The sequence below is a fragment of the Nitratireductor kimnyeongensis genome (assembly GCF_019891395.1).
Taxonomy (GTDB): domain Bacteria; phylum Pseudomonadota; class Alphaproteobacteria; order Rhizobiales; family Rhizobiaceae; genus Nitratireductor; species Nitratireductor kimnyeongensis.
Window position 1 is genome coordinate 821,674 of record NZ_CP078143.1, and the last position, 17,683, is coordinate 839,356.

The 17,683-nt window shown below is 59.7% G+C and carries 15 protein-coding genes and 1 tRNA gene; 9 read left to right on the forward strand and 7 right to left on the reverse strand.

Translation table 11 applies throughout. The features are described from left to right. Positions 1 to 2 precede the first annotated feature (2 nt). Together KW403_RS03895 and gltB are read right to left on the reverse strand one after the other, a co-directional pair. A complete protein-coding gene (locus KW403_RS03895; protein WP_223021444.1) occupies positions 3 to 593 on the reverse strand; it encodes a glutathione S-transferase family protein in 591 nt (196 codons plus the stop codon). 25 nt (positions 594 to 618) lie between these two features. Then, positions 619 to 5,352 carry a glutamate synthase large subunit gene (gene gltB / locus KW403_RS03900; RefSeq protein ID WP_223021445.1) on the reverse strand — a complete coding sequence of 1,578 codons (4,734 nt, stop codon included), beginning with the start codon at positions 5,350 to 5,352 and terminating at the stop codon, positions 619 to 621. A gap of 547 nt (positions 5,353 to 5,899) precedes the next feature. Here gltB and KW403_RS03905 point away from each other — a divergent pair. The 5 genes from KW403_RS03905 (at position 5,900) to KW403_RS03925 (ending at position 9,789) form a co-directional block, all read left to right on the forward strand. Then, a complete protein-coding gene (locus tag KW403_RS03905; protein WP_223021446.1) occupies positions 5,900 to 6,952 on the forward strand; it encodes a threonine aldolase family protein in 1,053 nt (350 codons plus the stop codon). Positions 6,953 to 7,120: 168 nt separating this feature from the next. Further along, on the forward strand, positions 7,121 to 7,426 hold the full coding sequence (locus tag KW403_RS03910; protein ID WP_223021447.1) for a BufA1 family periplasmic bufferin-type metallophore: 306 nt from the start codon (positions 7,121 to 7,123) through the stop codon (positions 7,424 to 7,426). A 44-nt stretch (positions 7,427 to 7,470) separates the two neighbouring features. Then, on the forward strand, positions 7,471 to 8,415 hold the full coding sequence (gene bufB, locus KW403_RS03915) for an MNIO family bufferin maturase (RefSeq protein WP_223021448.1): 945 nt from the start codon (positions 7,471 to 7,473) through the stop codon (positions 8,413 to 8,415). Beyond that, positions 8,399 to 9,214, forward strand: coding sequence for an HvfC/BufC N-terminal domain-containing protein (locus tag KW403_RS03920; RefSeq protein WP_223021449.1), 816 nt, complete (start codon positions 8,399 to 8,401; stop codon positions 9,212 to 9,214). Before bufB ends, KW403_RS03920 begins: the two co-directional genes overlap by 17 nt. Positions 9,215 to 9,273: 59 nt before the next feature. Continuing rightward, on the forward strand, positions 9,274 to 9,789 hold the full coding sequence (locus tag KW403_RS03925) for a DoxX family membrane protein (protein ID WP_246637945.1): 516 nt from the start codon (positions 9,274 to 9,276) through the stop codon (positions 9,787 to 9,789). A gap of 157 nt (positions 9,790 to 9,946) precedes the next feature. Here KW403_RS03925 and KW403_RS03930 read toward each other — a convergent pair whose 3' ends face one another. Next, positions 9,947 to 10,405 (reverse strand): Hsp20 family protein, encoded by a 459-nt coding sequence (locus tag KW403_RS03930; protein ID WP_223021451.1) that lies wholly within the window; start codon positions 10,403 to 10,405, stop codon positions 9,947 to 9,949. A 426-nt stretch (positions 10,406 to 10,831) separates the two neighbouring features. Between KW403_RS03930 and KW403_RS03935 the strand changes: the two genes are divergently transcribed. Then, positions 10,832 to 11,791, forward strand: a complete 960-nt coding sequence (locus tag KW403_RS03935; protein WP_223021452.1) for an alpha/beta fold hydrolase — start codon at positions 10,832 to 10,834, stop codon at positions 11,789 to 11,791. 6 nt (positions 11,792 to 11,797) lie between these two features. Here KW403_RS03935 and hisN read toward each other — a convergent pair whose 3' ends face one another. Further along, a complete protein-coding gene (hisN, locus tag KW403_RS03940; protein ID WP_223021453.1) occupies positions 11,798 to 12,568 on the reverse strand; it encodes a histidinol-phosphatase in 771 nt (256 codons plus the stop codon). 276 nt (positions 12,569 to 12,844) lie between these two features. After that, positions 12,845 to 13,735, reverse strand: coding sequence for an N-formylglutamate amidohydrolase (locus tag KW403_RS03945; protein WP_223021454.1), 891 nt, complete (start codon positions 13,733 to 13,735; stop codon positions 12,845 to 12,847). A 184-nt stretch (positions 13,736 to 13,919) separates the two neighbouring features. On the opposite strand from KW403_RS03945, the gene cpdR reads away from it, so the two are divergent. Both cpdR and KW403_RS03955 read left to right on the forward strand, forming a co-directional pair. Then, positions 13,920 to 14,282, forward strand: coding sequence for a cell cycle two-component system response regulator CpdR (cpdR, locus tag KW403_RS03950; RefSeq protein WP_007008549.1), 363 nt, complete (start codon positions 13,920 to 13,922; stop codon positions 14,280 to 14,282). 117 nt (positions 14,283 to 14,399) lie between these two features. Next, positions 14,400 to 14,474, forward strand: a tRNA-Val gene (locus KW403_RS03955). Between the two features lie 160 nt (positions 14,475 to 14,634). On the opposite strand, the gene KW403_RS03960 is transcribed toward KW403_RS03955, so the two are convergent. Together KW403_RS03960 and KW403_RS03965 are read right to left on the reverse strand one after the other, a co-directional pair. Next, positions 14,635 to 15,309: an amino acid ABC transporter permease gene (locus KW403_RS03960; RefSeq protein WP_223021455.1), complete on the reverse strand. Its 675-nt coding sequence runs from the start codon at positions 15,307 to 15,309 to the stop codon at positions 14,635 to 14,637. A gap of 133 nt (positions 15,310 to 15,442) precedes the next feature. After that, positions 15,443 to 16,183, reverse strand: a complete 741-nt coding sequence (locus tag KW403_RS03965) for a GntR family transcriptional regulator (RefSeq protein ID WP_246637883.1) — start codon at positions 16,181 to 16,183, stop codon at positions 15,443 to 15,445. A gap of 87 nt (positions 16,184 to 16,270) precedes the next feature. Here KW403_RS03965 and kynU point away from each other — a divergent pair, with 87 nt between their 5' ends. Then, entirely contained in the window at positions 16,271 to 17,491 is a 1,221-nt protein-coding gene (gene kynU, locus KW403_RS03970; protein ID WP_223021456.1) for a kynureninase, read from the forward strand. Positions 17,492 to 17,683: the final 192 nt, after the last annotated feature.

Consider the following 17,683-nt stretch of genomic DNA (forward strand, 5'->3'; position numbering starts at 1 on the left):
TTCTATTGAAGTGCCGGAAGTCCGAGGACATCCTCGCACCGTGCAATCCAGCGGGTGAGCGCCTTGCGCCCGTCGAATTCAAAACCGCCCTGCGGCGCAAGCCGCGTGTAGCCGAGCAGCGCAATGTCAGCGATGGTGAGCGCACTGCCCACAAAGAAATCGCGCGTCTTCAACGCCTGATCCATGAAATCGAGCGCGGCATCACCCCGCTCGACCTTGGCTGGATCCCGTGTTTCCACCGGCTCCCTGCGGTAAACCACGTGGAAGCGTGTGCCTGCCACATTGGGCTCATGAAAGTTCTGTTCCCAGAACATCCACTGATCGATTTCGGCCTGCATGAACGGATCATCGGGCAACAGCGCAGAGCCACGCGCGCAGTACCTGATGATCGCCCCCGACTGCCCGAGGACACACCCGTCATCAAACCGCACCACCGGCACCTGGCCGAACGGCGACATGGCGAGAAACGCATCCGTGCGGCTCTCACCCGCCATGATGTCGAGCTCGTGCCACCGATAGGCGAGACCAAGATGGTCGGCCGTGTATTTCACCTTCAGACAATTGCCCGAATTCTGATCGCCGAAGATATCCATTGGCAACAGACCCCGAAAGCGGCGGCTATTCAGCCGCCAGGCCCAGTTTCATGCGCTCCATCTCCTCCAGCGCCCGCCGGTATTCGACCGGCATCACCTTGCGGAATTTGGGGCGGTAATCGGCCCAGTTTTCCAGAATGGTGCGTGCCCGTTCGGACCCCGTGTGGTGGAGATGGTTGGCAATCAGCTGTGCGAGGCGCTCCTCGTCGTGACGGGTCATGTCGCCGGAAACGTCGACACGGCCCTTGTGCATGAGATCGCCGCCATGGTGGTGCAGCTTTTCGAGAATGTCGTCTTCCTCCGGCACCGGCTCCAACTCGACCATGGCCATGTTGCAGCGCTCGGCAAAGTCGCCCGCCTCATCCAGCACATAAGCCACACCGCCCGACATGCCGGCTGCGAAGTTGCGGCCCGTCTGACCAAGCACGACGACGACGCCGCCGGTCATGTATTCGCAGCCATGATCGCCAACACCTTCTACCACGGCGATGGCACCCGAATTGCGCACGGCAAAACGCTCGCCCGCGACGCCCCGGAAATAGCACTCGCCCTCGGTGGCACCATAAAGCACAGTGTTGCCGACGATGATGGAATCCTCCGCGACGATCTTTGAATCGTCTGTCGGACGAATGATGATGCGCCCGCCAGAAAGCCCCTTGCCGACATAATCGTTCGCATCGCCATGGAGCGTGAAGGTGACGCCGCGCGCCAGAAACGCGCCAAAGGACTGACCGGCGGTGCCCGTGAGGCGAACATCGATCGTATTGTCCTTCAGGCCCTTCTGGCCGTAGCGCTTTGCCACTGCGCCCGACAGCATCGCGCCGGCGGAGCGATCAGTGTTGCAGATCGAGACATCGATCGATACGGGCTCGCGGCTTTCGAGCGCGGGTCTCGCCGCCTCGATCAGCTTGCGGTCGAGAATGTCGTCGATCGGATGCACCTGCCGCTCGGTCCAGCGTAAAGCTTCGCGCGGGGCGTCGGGCTTGTAGAAGACCTTGGTGAAGTCGAGGCCACGCGCCTTCCAATGCGCGATCATCGCGTTTTTCTCAAGAAGATCCGACTGGCCGATAATGTCATCGAGCTTGGTGTAGCCCATCTCGGCCAGATATTGGCGCACCTCTTCGGCGACATAGAAGAAGTAGTTGATCACGTGCTCGGGCGTGCCCTTGAAGCGCTTGCGCAGCACCGGATCCTGGGTGGCGACGCCGACGGGGCAGGTGTTGAGATGGCACTTGCGCATCATGATGCAGCCGGCGGCGATGAGCGGTGCGGTGGAGAAGCCGTATTCGTCGGCACCGAGAAGCGCGCCGATGATGACATCGCGACCGGTCTTCAGCCCGCCATCGACCTGCAGCGCGACGCGCGAGCGCAGACCGTTCAGCACCAGGGTCTGGTGGGTTTCGGCAAGCCCCATCTCCCACGGGCTGCCGGCATGCTTGATGGAGGTGAGCGGGGAAGCGCCCGTGCCGCCATCATAGCCCGAAATGGTGATGTGATCGGCGCGTGCCTTGGCGACGCCGGCCGCGACCGTGCCCACGCCAACTTCCGAGACGAGCTTGACGGAGACATCCGCATCCGGATTGACGTTTTTCAGATCGTAGATGAGCTGCGCCAGATCCTCGATCGAGTAGATGTCGTGATGCGGCGGCGGCGAAATGAGGCCGACACCCGGCGTGGAGTGGCGCACCTTGGCGATGGTGGCATCCACCTTGTGACCGGGAAGCTGACCACCCTCGCCAGGCTTTGCGCCCTGCGCCACCTTGATCTGCATCATGTCGGAATTGACGAGATATTCGGTGGTGACACCGAAGCGGCCACTGGCGATCTGCTTGATGGCCGAACGCTCGGGGTTCATCGTGCCATCGGGCATCGCCGTGTAGCGGTCCGGTTCCTCGCCGCCCTCGCCCGTGTTGGACTTGCCGCCCAGCGCATTCATGGCGCGCGCCAGCGTGGTGTGCGCCTCGCGGCTGATGGAACCAAAGGACATGGCGCCGGTGGAAAAGCGCTTGACGATTTCGGACGCCGGCTCGACCTCGTTGAGCGAGACCGGCTTGCGGCCCATATCCTTTGCCGTCCTGACCGCGAAAAGGCCGCGAATGGACTTGGCGTCTACCGCCTCGCCATCGACCATTTTTGCGAAATCGCGATAGGTCTCCCAGGACTTGCCGCGCACGGCGTGCTGGAGGGAGGCGACGGCATCGGGCGACCAGATGTGGGATTCGCCGCGCATGCGGAAATTGTATTCGCCCCCCACTTCGAGCGCATTCTTAAGCACCGGGTCGGGGCCGAACGCCGACGTGTGGCGGCCAACCGTTTCGGCTGCGATCTCTTCCAGCCCGACACCTTCGATCGTGGTGGCGGTGTTGGTGAAATAATGTTCGATGAAATCGCTTTCGAGGCCGACGGCATCGAAGATCTGCGCGCCGCAATAGGACTGATAGGTGGAAATGCCCATCTTGGACATGACCTTCAGAATGCCCTTGCCTATGGCCTTGATGTAGCGCTGCACGACCTCCTGCGGGTCCACCTCCGGCGGGAACTCTCCGGCCTTGTGCATGGCAAGCAGAGTGTCGAAGGCGAGATAGGGATTGATCGCCTCTGCGCCATAGCCGGCAAGGCAGCAAAAATGATGCACCTCGCGCGGCTCGCCGGATTCGACCACGAGGCCGACCGCCGTGCGCAGTCCCTTGCGGATCAGGTGATGGTGAACGGCAGCGGTGGCAAGCAGCATCGGGATGGCGATGCGGTCCGGACCGATCTGACGATCCGACAGGATGATGATGTTGTAACCGCCGGCAACGGCCGCCTCTGCACGGTCGCAGACACGTTCCAGCGCGCCGCGCATGCCGGATGCCCCCTCGCCCGAAGCATAGGTGACGTCGATGGTCTTGGTGTCGAACCGGTCCTCGGTGTGGCCGATGGAGCGGATCTTTTCCAGATCGCCATTTGTGAGGATGGGCTGGCGCACCTCAAGCCGCTTGCGGCGCGAGGAACCGACCAGATCGAAAATGTTGGGACGCGGGCCGATGAAGGAGACGAGGCTCATCACCAGCTCTTCGCGGATCGGATCGATCGGCGGGTTGGTAACCTGCGCAAAGTTCTGCTTGAAATAGGTGTAGAGCAGCTTGGGCTTGTCGGACATGGCCGAAATCGGCGTGTCGGTGCCCATCGAGCCGATGCCTTCCTGGCCGGTCGTGGCCATGGGCGCCATCAGCATCTTCGTGTCTTCCTGCGTGTAACCGAAGGCCTGCTGCAGATCGAGCGGGGAAACATCCTTGCGCAGCGCGCGCGGCTCCACTGGCTTCAGATCCTCAAGAATGAGCTGGGTGTTGTCGAGCCACTTCTGGAAAGGATGCTTCGTGGCAATCTTCGCCTTCACCTCTTCATCGGAGATGATGCGGCCTTCTTCCATGTCGATCAGGAGCATCCGGCCGGGCTGAAGACGCCATTTGCTCACGATATTCTTCTCCGGCACCACAAGCGCACCGGCTTCCGACGCCATGATGACGCGGTCATCGTCGGTGACGACATAGCGCGCTGGACGCAGGCCGTTGCGGTCGAGTGTGGCGCCGATCTGGATGCCATCGGTGAACGCCACGGCGGCGGGGCCGTCCCACGGCTCCATCAAGGCAGCATGGTATTCGTAGAACGCCTTGCGCTCGTCGGTCATCAGACGGTTGCCAGCCCAGGCTTCAGGGATGAGCATCATCATGGAATGGACGAGCGAATAACCGCCCTGGAACAGGAATTCGAGCGCGTTGTCGAAACAGGCCGTGTCGGACTGGCCCTCATAGGAAATCGGCCAGAGCTTGGAAATGTCGTTGCCGAACAGCTCCGAATCCACCGAGGCCTGACGTGCGGCCATCCAGTTGACGTTGCCGCGCACGGTGTTGATCTCACCATTGTGGGCGACCATGCGATAGGGATGCGCGAGTTCCCAGGAGGGAAAGGTGTTGGTGGAGAAACGCTGGTGCACAAGCGCCAATGCTGTCTCGAAACGCGGATCCTTCAAGTCTTTATAATAGGCGCCTAGCTGGTAGGCGAGGAACATGCCCTTGTAGACGATTGTGCGCGCCGAAAGCGAAACGGTGTAGAAACCGTGCGTGCCGCCTTCCAGCTCCTCGCGCACACGGCCCGAGATCACCTTGCGGAGGATATAAAGCCTGCGCTCGAAATCCTCTTCATGTTCGATGCCGCCACCGCGCGCGATGAAAATCTGCCGGTGGACCGGCTCGGACGCCACGATTTCGGGTGCCTTGGAGAGGCAGGAATTGTCGACAGGCACATCGCGGAACCCGATCAGCTCCTGACCTTCCGAGCGCACCACGTCTGCGATGATCGTGTCGATCTTCTCGCGCAGCGCGCCATCGCGCGGCATGAAGAAATGACCGACGCCATATTGACCGGGCTCGGGAAGCTCGACGCCACGTTCAGCCCACTCCTCACGATAGAAGCGGTCCGGGATCTGCATGAGCATGCCCGCACCGTCACCCACGAGCGGATCAGCACCCACCGCACCACGATGGGTGAGGTTTTCGAGCATGGCAAGCCCGTCCTGAACAATGCTGTGCGAACGCTTGCCCTTCATGTGGGCAACAAAGCCGACACCGCAGGCATCATGTTCGTTGCGCGGATCGTAAAGCCCCTGCGCAGCCGGCAGGCCGGGGACGATGGTCGATCCTGTGCGTTTGACGGTGGCCGCTCCAGCCTCGGCGGCAGGTTCGAACTCAGTCGAAACAGATGGCGTCATTTCCGTCATCGCAATTCCTCACAATTGTTGCCCGGAGCCTCTCCTCACCGGGCGGTCGTTCAGTCGCCGGGCTGCCCTTGCGGCCATCCGGGGTGCATGCTCGGCATTTCATTATAAAAGCCGGGGAACGCTACCGGTTCGCTCCGGCGCATTTTCTTGTTCTTGGGCGGAGCACTGCTGCCTTGCTGATTATCCAGCGCAGCCCGGACCGCCTATGTCGCGCCAATCGACCGACACACTACCACAACCTCATCAGGCCATTGCAATGCATCGGCGAAACGATTTACGCGCAATAAGACAGGATTGCTGTCCTATTGGCTGAAATGCCAGAAATACCAACACCAGACAAGACCGAAATGCAAATTTTTTGCGCAAAAAGCGAAAGAAAATTCCCGTGCTGCAAGTATTGTCGAAATTATCCATCACCACCGCAGATCATGCTGTAGAGGAGCCGAATGGCCGCAACATCTGATCTTCGGGACTTGATACAGGGGCATGATATGCGCAATGTCGCACCGCCACTGCTTATTTTAAGGTCAAAAGAGAGATCGACTGCATGAATTTCGCCTCCGACAACTGGGCCGGCGCCCATCCGCAAATCGCTGAAGCGCTCACAAACAATGCAGGCGGCTATGCATCGGCCTATGGGACAGGCGATCTGGACAAACAGGTAGAGCGAATCTTCTGTGACGTCTTCGAGCGCGACGTGGCGGTTTTCTTCGTCGGGACCGGTACGGCTGCCAATAGCCTTTCACTGGCCTGGGCTGCCAGGCCGGGCGGGGTCGCCTTTTGTCATGCGGAAGCCCACGCTATCGAAGATGAGGGCGGGGCGCCGGAATACCTGACCGGCGGCGCGCGTCTGAAAGGGGTCGCGGGACGATTGGGACGCATGGATCCGAACGCGCTCGGCGCTGCGATCCGCGAGCACCCGGCCGAATTCGTGCATGCGGGACAACCCATGGCCGCTTCCATCACACAGGCCACCGAGATCGGCACGCTCTACTCTCTCGACGACATCGAGACGATTGCCGGCATCTGTCGTGAAGCGGACATCCCACTGCATCTCGATGGCGCCCGATTTGCCAACGCACTTGTGGCTCTCGACACCACGCCGGCACAGATGACGTGGAAACGTGGTGTCGACATCGTATCCTTCGGCGGCACCAAGAATGGCTGCTGGTGCGCGGAGGCCATCGTGGTGCTCGATCCCGCGAAGGTCGGGCAAATGCATTTTCTGCGCAAGCGAGCCGCGCAGCTCTTTTCCAAGTCGCGCTTCATCGCCTCACAGTTCGAAGCCTATTTCAGGGACGATTTGTGGCTCAAAACGGCGCGACACGCCAACGCTATGGCCCGCGAACTCGCCACTGCGCTTTCCGCAGCAGAGGGGGTGCGCCTTGCCTGGCAACCTCAAGCGAACGAGGTGTTTGCACTCATGTCTGCCGAGAAGGCAAAAGCCCTTCAGGCCTCCGGCGCCCGTTTTTACCCCTGGAAACCGCCATTGTCTTTCGCCAGCGAGATCAGGGATGGAGACGTACTCCATCGCTTCGTAACCAGCTTCGCAACCGAGCCTTCTGAAATCACGCAATTTGCAGACCTGCTGCAAGGCTGAGCTCACGCGCGCGTGCCTGACATAACGACGCTGCGATAAACACGCTTTCACGCCCATGTGATGGTGGCTCGCGCGCGCTTGATTTCCAAGTGAAGTGTCCCTCTGAAAAAACGGTATGTGCCGGAGCGGAGATCCGGCTTCGACAAGACCTCGAGAGGAGACCATCCCATGTCCACGAAAACCGCACTGACCGCTGCCTATATCGCAGGCACAGTTGCAGCGGCCCTGTCTGCAAGCACTTTTGCTACCACCACAGCCGCCCAGGCGCAGGAAAAAGAGAAATGCTATGGCGTGTCCATGGCGGGCAAGAATGATTGTGCGGCCGGTCCCGGCACCACCTGCGCCGGCACATCGAAGGTCGATTATCAGGGCAATGCCTGGACTTATGTGGATTCCGGCACCTGCACCACGATGGAGCTTCCTGGCGACCGCATGGGTTCGCTTGAGCCACTCGATCGCGATCTGCCGTCCTGAGCGGCCTGACAGCATCCTGAACCCACAATGCCGGGAGGCGCCCGATGCTACGCGAAGTCAAACTTCCATCCGCAGACGACAGTCGCTTCCCGGCATTCCATCCGGCCGGCAGAGCCGGTGCAAGCTTCAAGCCGCAACATTTCGATGCGATCACTGCGGAGCCCGCCTCCGTAGGGTTCCTTGAGATCCATGCAGAAAACTATATGGGCGCGGGCGGTCCGCCTCATGCCGTCCTGACCGAAATCCGCAAACTGCTCCCCGTCTCGCTGCACGGTGTCTGCATGTCCATTGGGGGTCGGGACCCGCTCGATCCCGAGCATCTGTCCCGCTTCGCCAGTCTCGTCGGACGCTACGAACCCTTCAAGGTGTCCGAACATCTTGCATGGTCGACCCATGACGATGTGTTTTTCAACGATCTCCTGCCCCTGCCCTATACCGACGAGACGCTGGCGCGTGTGTGCGAGCACATCGATCAGGTGCAGGAAGCCATCGGCAGACCCATGCTGCTTGAAAACCCGTCAACCTATGTTCTCTTCTCCGAGTCCAACTGGAAGGAGACCGATTTCCTGCGTGAAATCGTGAAACGCACGGGTTGCGGCCTGCTGCTCGACATCAACAATGTGTTCGTTTCGGCCACCAATCACGGCTTCAGCGCCACCGAGTATCTGGCCGAGTTTCCGCTCGAACATGTGGGCGAGATACATCTCGCCGGCCATGACGAGCAGAAAGATGACGAGGGCGCACCGCTCCTGATCGACAGCCATGACCGGCCCGTCGCGGATCCGGTGTGGAGCCTTTACGAGACGGTGATCGAACAATGCGGTCCGATCGACACACTTGTTGAATGGGATTCGGACGTACCCGACTGGCCAATCCTGCGCTCGGAGGCCATCGCCGCTGAACGCATCCTCGATCGCCATCGTGGTCGCAATCGTGGTCGCAATCGTGGTCACCGGGCATCAGTGAAACCGCATGAGCTCCAATCCTGAGATGGCCGTCGAACGCAAACCTGCGACCTTTGACGTCGCGTTTGGCTCGGTTCTGCTGGATCCTGAGTGCGCAACTCCACAGGGCGTTTCCGGCCCACATGGCAAGGCCGCGAACAAGCGTTTCAATGTCTATCGCAACAATGTCACTCACAGTCTCGTCACGGCGCTGACCGAGATTTTCCCTACGGTGATGCAAATTCTCGGTGCGGACAACTTTCGCATGATCGCGCGAGACTTCATCCGCGCACGGCCCCCGCGCTCACGGCTCGTTTTCGAATATGGACGCGACTTCGCTGCCTTTCTCGCCGACTACCAACCCATCCGCCATCTTCAATATCTGCCTGACGTCGCCCGGCTCGAGCGCGCCTGGCTGGATGCCTTTCATGCAGCCGACCAAGCCCCGCTCGCCGCTGAGGATCTGAGTGCGCTGCCACCGGAAGCTCTGGCAGATGCGGTTTTCGTGCCGCATCCGGCCACCAGGCTCATCTCGTCCATCTATGCGGTTCACACGATTTTCACCGCGCATCGACAAGGACCGATGCCCGAACGCATCAATGCCGGCATTGCTGAGGCGGCTCTTGTGACGCGACCGGGCCTTGAAGTGCAGGTACGTGGAATCGACCACGGCCAGTTTCTGTTTGTCGATGCACTCAGCCGGGGAGTGCCTCTTCAACGGGCCGCCGGCCGGTCGATCGAAGCTGAACCGGACTTCGACTTTCCAGCTGCCATCGCCTTGACCATTGAAAGCGGCGCTTTTGCAGGTTGCCGTGCCAGCAACGAGAGTGACGAAAAGGATTAGGCCCCGTGTTTCAGACAATCGAGGCGCTGCATGCGCGTGTATTCTCGACCGTGGAGCGGATGCTCGATGGATGGTTCCTGGGCCTGGTGGCCCGCTTTTCATTTCTCGCCGTCCTCTATTTGTACTTTCTCAACTCCGCACGTACGAAGGTCGGAGACGGCTTTTTCGGCTTCTTTCACATCGCTGACGGCGCCTATTACCAGATCGCGCTGCCGGCCGTGGAAGCGGCAGGCGGCAACGTCTCAGCCGTATCATTCATCCCATGGGGGCTCATTGTCTGGCTGGGGACATATTCCGAGTTCGTGTTGCCATTGTTGATCGTGCTCGGACTGCTCACCCGCATCGCCGCACTTGGCATGATCGGTTTCGTGCTTGTCCAGTCCTATGTCGACATCGTGGTTCACAATGTAGGTTCCGAGACGGCAGGCGCCTGGTTCGACCGCTTTTCAGACGGGCTGATCTGGGACCAGCGCACGCTCTGGGTTTTTCTGCTTCTCTATCTGGCGGTCAAGGGTGCGGGCCTGGTCTCGCTCGACGCGTTCCTTTCGCATCGCCGCGCGATTTCAAAGGTCTGAACCAAAGGCGGCGCCACAAGGGCGCCGCCGACAGCTCAAAGAGCATTGCGATGGTTTGGAACATCGGACCGAAAGTTGGAGACCGGTGTCGGATTATCCCAATGTCCCGTTTACGGTTCAGATCGTCCTTTGTGTGTCCGGATGGTCACGCGGCGATCTAGTGGGCCTTGGCCTCGATCTCCTTCGCATCCTTCACCGAAACGATGGGGATCCGGCGCGGCTTCATCTCCTCGGGGATGTTGCGTGTGAGCTCGATATGAAGCAGGCCATTCTCCAGATTGGCACCCGACACCTCAACGTGATCGGCAAGCTGGAACCGGCGCTCGAAGCTGCGTGAGGCTATGCCGCGATAAAGAAGCTCGCCGCCATCTTTCTGCTCCGCGCTCTTCTCACCCTTGATGGTCAGCACGTTGCGGTGAGCCTCGATGGAAATGTCCTCGTCGCCAAATCCGGCGACCGCCATCGAAATTCGGTAGGAATCCTCACCTGTGCGCTCGATATTGTAGGGTGGATAGGTCTGGCCATTCTCCGGCTGCCCGAGCGTGTCGAGCATCGAGAAAAGCCGATCGAAGCCCACGGTAGAGCGATAAAGAGGGGAAAAATCAACATGACGCATGGTCTGTTCTCCTGTTGAGCAACATTGCGTTATGGCCGTCTCCGAAACCCGCGAATGGGCGTTTCTGTCTGACCAACGGTCCCGTTCTGGCGACCGCAGAATTTATATGGGGACGTCAAAAATCCGGTTCAAGAGCGCGCCGCTCGCACATGAACAGCCGATGAACAGCCCAATCGGAAACTGTTCAGCTTGATCACGTTATGGTTGGTGAACCTGATGGATGGCCTTGTGCTGCCATCAGGCAAGCACCGGATGTAACGTCCCTTCCACCGGTGCGGAACGCCGGAAGCGGCACCTCGTCGCTTCCGGCATTCGTTTCCGCAAACCTTTCGGATTCTTGCCTTTCCGGCAACTCGGCTCTATCAATCCGTAGGAATATCCTCTTCTGTCGCCCCTCATCTTCACTCTTGAGGCCAGTGTTTCCACATGGATGACCTGCTTATCGTGGTTCCGGAAAATCCCGCGCCAGACGGGATTGCGGCAGGTTTGTTGCGGACAGGCGACGGGCTATCGATCCGGTACGCACGCGTACCGGGCCGGGGCGAGGCAAAACGCGGCACGGTGGTGCTGCTTCCCGGCCGAAACGAATACATCGAGAAATATTTCGAGACCGCCGACGATCTCGCGAAACGCGGCTATGGATCGGCGATCCTCGATTGGCGTGGACAGGGTGGCTCCGAGCGGCTGTTGGCGAATGCCAACCGGGGCTATGTGGAGAGCTTTGACGATTATGTCCGCGATCTGGATGCGCTGTTTGAACAGGTTGTCTTGCCGGATTGCCGGGGCCCCTACTATATCCTCGCACATTCGACCGGTGTGCTGATTGCCCTTCTCGCCTCCCCCGGCCTGACCAACCGGGTTCGCCGCATGGTGCTTTGTGCGCCTTTGCTTGGCCTTGCCGCTTCATCTTCGACCACGGTCTGGGTAACGCGGCTTGCCCGGGTTCTCTACGCGATAGGGCTCGGCAAAATGTACATGCCGGGCCGCCGCAACCGCCACAAGACCCCGGAATTCTCGCCTGTGGCACTGAGCTCCGACCCAGTACGCTTCAACCGCAACCGCGCGACTGTGACGGCCTGGCCTGGACTTGCCATCAACGGGCCGACGGTGGCCTGGACGCGGGCAATGTTCCGCGCCGTGGAACAGGTAACGGATCCGGAATTCATGGCGCGGCTCCACATCCCGTCGCTGATACTGGCAGCGGGCAGCGACCAGGTCGTTTCCAACAGGGCGATTGAGGCCTATGCGCGGCATCTGCGCAGCGGGTCCCTGTTGACGATCGACGGAGCGCGGCACGAATTGCTTCAGGAAGCCGATCGCTATCGCGAACAGGCGCTTGCAGCTCTGTTCGCCTTTCTGGAAGGCACAGGCGACATTGACTACTGAGCAGGGTCAGCGCAGAAGCGCCATCGCTTTTTCGTGAAGCTCGCCGGTGGCCGCCGCAATGATGTCGCCGCCGCTTTCAGGTCTGCCTCCTGCCCAACTCGTGATCACCCCACCCGCCTGCTCGATGATCGGGACCAGCGCGACAATGTCGTAAGGTTGCAGCCCCGATTCGATGACGAGATCGACCTGCCCGGCCGCCAGCATGGCATAGGCATAGCAGTCCGTCCCATAGCGGGGGAGGCAGACCGCCTCTTCCACCCGATCGTAGGCTGGACGACGCAGGGCATCGAAGAGCGCAGGCGTGGTGGTGCACAGCGTGGCGTCAGAAAGCTCGGTCGTACCACGGGTCTTCAATTGGCGCCCACCGCCGGGGCCCTCATAATGGGCACCCTCACCGACCGTGTAGAAAAGCTCGCCCGTGAAAGGCTGTGACATCATGCCCGCGACCGCGCGGCCCGCGACCGTGAGCCCCACAAGCGTTCCCCACAGCGGAAGCCCGGAGATGAAAGCGCGGGTGCCATCGATGGGATCGATGATCCAGCGGTGTTCACTCTCCTCGCCCTCGAGGCCAAACTCCTCGCCCAGTATGCCATGGTCGGGATAGGCCTCGCCGATCAAAGCGCGAATCGCCTTCTCGGCCTCGCGATCGGCTTCCGTCACCGGATCAAAACCGCCCTCCATCTTGTTGTCGACCAGCACCGGCTGGCGAAAGCGCGGCAGTGTTTGTGCCGCGGCAGCCTCGGCAATACGGCGCATCAGCGCCGGTGATACGGTCATGGAAAACTCCTGGATGCTGGATTTGCTTGCGGGCGATCGGTCGGGAGCCGATCTTCGCTGTGATTGCGACGGTTTGCAACGGTTCAGGAACGGTTAACGCTTGACAATGCTGCAATGCAACATAAACTTCACATCAGGCAGTTTATCTGCCGAATGCCCTTTTTGGGCGTTTCCTCCCTAGACTTTTGACCGTGTCGCCGCTGCGATACGGTCTTTTTTTTCGCTCTATGCCGGAAACTGAAGCCGGAATATGCTGCACTGCCGCATACTTACGGATCATTCCGCTGCCAGAGGGAAAGCGCTGAAATGCCGACTGGCGATCAGCATCAATTCACGGGCGAAATCTGATAAATCCTCCTTCAAGGCGTAAAAGCCGGAGTTTTTTTCGAGCGTACGCTCGTCCATGTAGAGACTTCGATTGATCTCGATCTGCAGGGCGTGAAGCCCCTGTGCGGGGCGTCCGTAATGCTCGGTGATGAAGCCTCCCGCATAAGGTTTGTTGTGCACCACGCAATAGCCGCGCGCCGTCAGCAACCCGATCACCCATTCCGTAAGAACGGGAGCCGCCGAAACGCCGAATCGGTCGCCTATTATGAAATCAGGCCTCAGCCCCCCCTCGCCGGAACGCACACCAGTAGGCATGGAGTGGCAATCGATGAGAACGCCATGCCCAAACGCGCAATGCGTGTCGATGAGAAGGCGTTTGAGGCATTCATGATAGGGCTGGTAGATCGTCTCTATCCGTGACACCGCTTCTGCGAGCGGCAACCGCCCCTGATAGATATCGAGCCCCTCTCCCACAAGTTTGGGCACCGTGCCTAACCCTCCCGCCACCCTGGGCGAGCGGATATTGGCGTAAGGCGGCACCGGCTCGGAAAACATGCGCGGATCGAGTTCCCAGGGCTCACGATTCACATCGAGATAGGCCCGCGGGAAATTGGCTTTGAGGAAGGGAGCGCCGCAGGCAACGACGCCGGAAAAGAGTTCATCCACGTAGCAATCCTCCGAACGGCGGATCACCTGGGCGTCGAGCCGGCTCATCTGGAGAAATCGTTGCGGATAATGGCGTCCACTATGTGGCGAGTTGAAAACGAAGGGCACATCTTGCGACGCTGGAGAATGCACCTCGAAGGCAGGTACCTTGCCGAAATCCGCTGCAGCATTCATCCGTGTTTTGCGCCTCCGCAACGCCGTATTCTGCCAAAGCCTGCCACCGGCGCACCCGCCTGTCCAGCCGCTCCACAGACTGGCCTATAAGGATTCACTTGATATTTACCATGCGAGAATCATATAGCTGGGAACACATAAGCGGTTTGCGGGACAACCGCTCTCGCACGATTCGGACGGCACAATGGCACGGATTCTCCTGGCGGAAGACGATAACGATATGCGGCGCTTTCTCGTGAAGGCGCTGGAACGGGCAGGCTACGAAGTGGTGGACTTCGACAATGGCGCTGGCGCCTATGACAGGCTGCGTGAGGAGCCCTTTTCTCTCCTTTTGACTGACATCGTGATGCCGGAAATGGACGGCATCGAGCTGGCAAGGCGCGCGACGGAAATCGACCCCGACCTCAAGGTGATGTTCATCACCGGTTTCGCCGCTGTCGCGCTGAACCCGGATTCAAACGCTCCGCAGGATGCAAAAGTCCTGTCCAAGCCCTTCCACCTGCGCGATCTCGTGAACGAGGTGGAGAAGCTTTTGCAGGCGGCCTGAGGGCCGATCCGCCCAGGGGGATCGCGGCATTCGGGACGCTTTTCGAAATTGGCGCAAAATCCCCAAACTACCTATTGACGCCTGCCGCAATTTTATGATCTATGCGCGGCGTCGGATGGGCGTGTAGCTCAGCGGGAGAGCACTACGTTGACATCGTAGGGGTCACTGGTTCAATCCCAGTCACGCCCACCATCCGCTTCTCATTAAAATCAGTAGTTTATTCTTGAACATCGACCGCGCCGTGTTGGCATGCATGGTCCGTGTTGCCGTCCGTTCTGACTATCGTTTTTGGTGCGCGCCGCGCCCTTGAAGAGCGCGGCATTGCCGGGGACAAAACCGGAGTGAGGCTGGTTCAGCGCTTCACCGTTCGAAAACGCTCTTCCAAATACGAAACGAGCCGCACCGCCGGCCAAAGGACGATCAGATACATGACTGCGGCGGCAATCAACGGCGTGGGGTTGGCTGTCAGTGCCTGGGCGTCGGTCGCCTGCTTGAGAAGATCAGGCATCGCAACCACGGAAGCCAGAGATGTGTCCTTGGCGATTGCCACGGAATTGCTCGTGTGCGGCGGGATCGCAACGCGGAAGGCTTGGGGCAGAATGATCTTGTAGATGATTGCCCAGAAAGGCATACCGAGAGCCTTCGCCGCCTCGGTCTGCCCCTCGGGAATGGACTGTATGCCAGCGCGGAAAACCTCAGCCGTGAAAGCCGAAAAGACCAGCCCAAGCGCCAGGGTCGCTGATGTGAAGGCGTTGAGGCGGATGCCGACAAACGGCAAGGCATAATAGATCAAGACGAGGACAACGAGGATCGGCAGCGCGCGAAATACATCCACGTGCAACACTGCCAGAAGGCGCAACGGACGCGGACCATAAAGTCTTGCGAGGCATATCAGCACCCCCGCAAGCCCTCCGAGCGTGATCGTCGTCAGGGCGAGGAGGATCGTGTTTCCAACCCCCTTCAAGAGCATCGGGAAGATGCGAAAAAACACCTCGGCATTCAAAAAAGTGTCGACGAAACCCGGCATGATTCTACCCCTCCCACGGCACTTCCCGTTTTTCCACGGCTGGCCCATTGATCCTGATGGCCTGAGGAACGGGTCTAACGACCTATCTCTCGCTTTGCCTCACTTTGACGTCACGCCCCGGCCGATGCATCGCTCATCGGTTGTGCGATACCGATTGATAAACCGCCAGCGTGAATTGGACATGCTCACGCAACAGACCGACTGCCTGCTCGGCATCGCGCGCAAGAACGGCGTCCATCAACCGGGTGTGATTGGAAATAGACAGAGCCTCGCCGAGCAGCGCCTCCGTTGCCTCACCCTGTTCGGACGAGCGCCCCGCAATGTTCTCCGGCAGAAACAGAAGTGCCTGATGATGCCGCCTCAATTGCTCGGAAATCTGCTGCTGAAAGGATTTCAACCAGCCTGATCTGGCAGCCGAAAGAAGTGACTGATGGAATGCATCATGCGCGTCCATCCATGTGGCTACTTCTCTCGAGCGATCTCGAACAAGGGCAGCCGACGCGCATGACAATCGGTGATGACTTGCCACGATTGCGCTTTCCCATTCCAGATCGCCCTGCGCTATGGCGTCCTTGACGAGAGCCGTTTCCACCACACTGCGCGCCTGCTCGAGATCCTCCAGTTCCGCGACGGAAACGGAGGCGACACGATAACCGCGATTGGGACTGAGAACCGCAAGACCAGCCTCTTCAAGCCGTGGCAACGCTTCTCGCAGTGGCGTGTATCCAATTCCATAGCGCTTCGACAGCGCCATCAGGCGCAACGGCTCCCCTGGAGCCAGAACTCCGTCAACGATGTCCCTTTTGAGCGCGGCGAGCGCACCTTCATGCTCCTGCAGTTCACGCCCCGGCATTGTTTCAGGCTCAGATTTCATATAATCAGCTATATTATATATAATATATCGGGCCAACAGGATTTTGATCAAATGAGCATAGCCGACCAAAATCAGGATACAAAGAGGATGGCAAGTGCCCAGGAGAGCGACCACCTCGACCCGTTGAAAGACCTCCGCTCCCGTTTCACGCTACCAGACGGCCTGATATACCTTGACGGCAACAGCCTTGGCGTTCTGCCGACTGGTCTCGGTGATCGCATGAGCGAGGTTATCGAACGTCAGTGGGGCGAACGTCTTGTGCGCGGTTGGAACGACGCGGGCTGGATCGACCTGTCTTCTCACGTGGCGGGAAAGATTGCCGCTCTGGTCGGCACAGGTGCCAACTGCGTTGCAGTTGGTGACTCCACATCCATCAACATCTTCAAGGTGCTCTCCGCCGCCCTCTCCCTGCGCCCCTCTCGCCGCGTCATTCTCTCCGACAAGAACAACTTTCCGACCGATCTCTATGTGGCCGATGGCCTCACGCGTCTCATCGGGCAAGGTTATGAATTGAAGCTGGCCACGGCCGAGACGATGACCGACGCCCTCGACGACAGTGTCGCTGCGGTTCTTTTGACGGAAGTCGATTATCGGACCGGCGAACGCTACGACATGAAGGCCATGACCCGGCACATTCACGACAAGGGCGCGCTGGCGATCTGGGACCTGTGCCACAGCGCCGGTGCCTTCCCGGTTCATCTCGATGCCGCAGGGGCGGATTTTGCCATCGGCTGCGGCTATAAATACCTGAATGGAGGGCCTGGCGCGCCCGCCTTTCTTTATGTTGCCCAACGCCACCTGGAAGACATAACCCCGGCCCTGTCGGGATGGATGGGGCATGACGCCCCGTTCGCCTTCACAACGGATTACAGGCCGGCAGAGGGAATTGGCCGCATGAAAGTGGGCACACCGCCGATCCTCTCCCTCTCCGCGCTCAACATAGCACTCGATGCGTTTGACGGTGTCGACATGAGCCTGCTACGCCGGAAATCGCAGGAACTGTGCGATCGTTTCATTTTCGAAGTGGAGCATCGTTGCCCTGAACTGGAACTGGTCACCCCGCGCGACCGAGCCAGGCGTGGAAGCCAAGTCTCCTTCAGACATCCTGAAGGTTATGCGATCATGCAGGCCCTGATCGCCAATGGTGTTATCGGCGATTTTCGGGCCCCCGATATCTTGCGCTTCGGCATGACGCCACTCTATTTGCGGCATATCGACATTCTGGCCGCAGCAGAAATCCTGGAGCGTGTAATGCAGGGAAGGCTGTGGGATCGGGAAGAATACCGCGCACGCGCCAAAGTAACCTGACAGCCGTCACCCATACCGTCTTCAGGCCCAAGCCGGGAAGCAACTCCGTTTGCTTCCCGTAGCCTTACGATAATTTAATACTAGAATAGATGAAAAGCCGCCCGGAAGCTGGCATAAAGAGCGAGGCTCGAAGCGACCGGTCCACCGGCTGATGAGTGCCGCCTCCATTGTCAAAACCGAATCGCCGGAGCG